Annotated in this window: 3 protein-coding genes; all 3 read right to left on the reverse strand. The window is 69.1% G+C overall.

What is annotated here, in order from left to right:
- Positions 1-816 (reverse strand): alpha/beta hydrolase (locus H0W38_RS20540; RefSeq protein ID WP_292457678.1); only part of this gene is annotated, 816 nt, incomplete at its 3' end.
- Positions 817-885: 69 nt separating this feature from the next.
- Positions 886-1,470: a methionine biosynthesis protein MetW gene (gene metW / locus H0W38_RS20545; RefSeq protein WP_292457679.1), complete on the reverse strand. Its 585-nt coding sequence runs from the start codon at positions 1,468-1,470 to the stop codon at positions 886-888.
- Positions 1,467-2,633: a homoserine O-acetyltransferase gene (locus tag H0W38_RS20550; RefSeq protein WP_292457681.1), complete on the reverse strand. Its 1,167-nt coding sequence runs from the start codon at positions 2,631-2,633 to the stop codon at positions 1,467-1,469. Before H0W38_RS20550 ends, metW begins: the two co-directional genes overlap by 4 nt.
- Positions 2,634-2,679: the final 46 nt, after the last annotated feature.

The raw sequence follows: 2,679 nt of genomic DNA on the forward strand, positions 1-2,679 counted from the left end.
GAACACCGCCTCCTTCTCGGGCTCGTTGAACAGCTCGTGATACAGGCCCGGGAACTCCCGCGCAGTGACAACCCCGGCCGGCGCGGCCTTCGCGAAGCGTGCGCTGCCGGCCGGCGCGACGCAGCGATCCGCACCCGCCCACATCAGCAGCGTGGGTGTGCGCCACCGCGGCGCCTGGGCCTGCACTGTGGCGATGGCTTCGCCGAAGAAGCGCCCCAGGGTCGCGGTGATGCGGTCGTGCACCAGCGGGTCGGCCCGGTAGGCCGCGACCACCGCAGGGTCGCGCGAAATCCACTCCGGTGACAGGCCGTTGCCGGCCGCGAGGTGCGGCGCCAGCCGTCCCATCACGCCGATCAGCAGCTTCTGGATGGGCTTGAGGCTGGCATCGAACGCCGGCGACGAGAGCGCCAGCGCATCGACCGGACGCGACCAGGCCGGCCGCGGCGATTCCAGTGCGCCGCCCACGAAACGGGCGGCGACGATCCCGCCCATGCTGTGGCCGAGCAGCAGCAGCGGCCGCGCCGGTGAGGCGGTGCGCACGGCATCGATCACCGCGGCCAGGTCGCGCAGCAGCGTCTCGGGCGCGGGGATGTCGCCGCGCTTGCCGTCCGAGCGGCCATGGCCGCGGTGGTCGTAGGCTGTCACGGCCAGGCCGGCCTCGCGCAGTCGAGCGACGACCTTGGCATAGCGCGCGTGGTGCTCGCCGAGGCCATGAACGATCAGCGCCGTGGCCTTGGCGTCGGCGTCCGGCCAGTACTGCCCTTGCAATGTGCTGCCGTCGCGCAGCGGGATGGTCAAGGGCAGCGCTTCGTTCATCGGGCCAGTGTAGAAGCTGCCGCGGGAAACGGCCGGCTTGCGCACTCCGGCCGGCCATGACCGCGGCGCTCAGCCCCGCTCGAACTTGAACACCGCCGTGCTGGCCAGCAGGTTGGGTGCCCGGCGCACCACGTGGCCCTTCTGCAGCCCGAAGCTGTCGAGCACGCGCAGCCCGTTGCGCCGCGCCAGCACCTCGAAATCGGCATGCGTCGCGAAGCGGATGTTGGGCGTGTCGTACCACTGGAAGGGCAGCACCTTGGTCACCGGCATGCGCCCGCGGAGCACCGAGAAACGGTTCGGCCAGTGCGCGAAGTTGGGGAAACTGACGACGCCGATGCGACCCACGCGCACCGTCTCGACCAGCATGGCCTCGGTGTTGCGCAAATTCTGCAGTGTGTCGAGCTGCAGCACGACGTCGAAGGCGCGGTCGGCGAAGATGGCCAGGCCTTCGTCGAGGTTGCGCTGGATCACGTTGACGCCGCGCTGCACGCATTCGTGGACCTGCGCATCGTCGAGCTCGACGCCGTAGCCGGTGCAGCCGCGCTGATCGCGCAGCAGTGCCAGCAGCGCGCCGTTGCCGCAGCCCAGATCCAGCACGTGCGAGCCGGGCGGCACCAGCGCGGCAATCACTTCGAGGTCGCGGCGCTCGCTCATGGCTTGGCTCCCTGTCCCAGAGGGAGAGGGAACAAAACCGCCTCTGCGGCGATTCGCTCGAAATACACGCGAAGCACGTTGTGATACCGCGCATCGTCCATCAAGAACGCATCGTGCCCATGCGGCGCATCGATTTCCGCATAGCTCACCTCGCGCCGGTTGTCGACCAGCGCCTTGACGATCTCGCGCGAGCGCTCCGGCGCGAAGCGCCAGTCGGTCGTGAAGCTCACCACCAGGAACTTCGCCGTCGCCGCGGCCAGCGCACGGGTCAGGTCGCCGCCGTGCTCGCGCGCCGGGTCGAAGTAGTCGAGCGTGCGCGTGATGAGCAGGTAGCTGTTGGCGTCGAAGTAATCGCTGAACTTGTCGCCCTGGTAGCGCAGATAGCTCTCGATCTGGAACTCCACCGCCTGCGTGCTGTAGTTGAGCCCTTCGGACACGGTCTGGCGGCCGAACTTGGCGGCCATCGTGTCGTCGCTCAAGTAGGTGATGTGGCCCACCATGCGCGCCACGCGCAGGCCACGCCGCGGCAGCACATCGTGAGCCTGGTAGTGGCCGCCGTGGAAGTCGGGGTCGGTGACGATGGCGCGGCGCGCCACCTCGTTGAAGGCGATGTTCTGCGCGCTCAGGTTCGGTGCCGAGGCGATGACCGCCGCATGACGCACCCGCCCCGGATAGCGCAGGGTCCACGACAGCGCCTGCATGCCGCCCAGGCTGCCGCCGATCACCGCGGCGAGCTGCGCGATGCCCAGCGCGTCGAGCAGCCGGGCCTGCGCATCGACCCAGTCCTCCACCGTCACCACCGGAAAGTCGGCGCCCCACGGCCGGCCGGTCGCGGGGTTCGTGTGGGTCGGCCCGGTCGAGCCGAAGCACGAGCCGGGGTTGTTGACGCCGATGACGAAGAAGCGGTCGGTGTCGAGCGGCTTGCCCGGGCCGATGAGGTTGTCCCACCAGCCTTCGCTTTTGTCCTGGCCTTCGTAGCGGCCGGCGACGTGGTGCGAGGCGTTGAGTGCGTGGCACACCAGCACGGCGTTGCTCTTGTCCGCGTTGAGCGCGCCGTAGGTCTCGAAGACGAGCGTGTAGTCGCTCAGTACCGCGCCGCTCTGGAGCGGCAGGGCTTGCGCGAAGCGCAACGATTGGGGAGTGACGTGACCGACGGTGCCCATGGATCTGAACTGTCAAAAAGAAAACCCGGCGTCGCTTTAGCTAGCG

This window comes from Methylibium sp. (genome assembly GCF_013817365.1).
Lineage (GTDB): Bacteria > Pseudomonadota > Gammaproteobacteria > Burkholderiales > Burkholderiaceae_C > Methylibium.

Coding starts and splice junctions, on each gene's coding strand:
- metW (WP_292457679.1), bottom strand. CDS start 1,470: ATGAGCGAGCGCCGCGACCTCGAAGTGATTGCCGCGCTGGTGCCGCCC.
- H0W38_RS20550 (WP_292457681.1), bottom strand. CDS start 2,633: ATGGGCACCGTCGGTCACGTCACTCCCCAATCGTTGCGCTTCGCGCAA.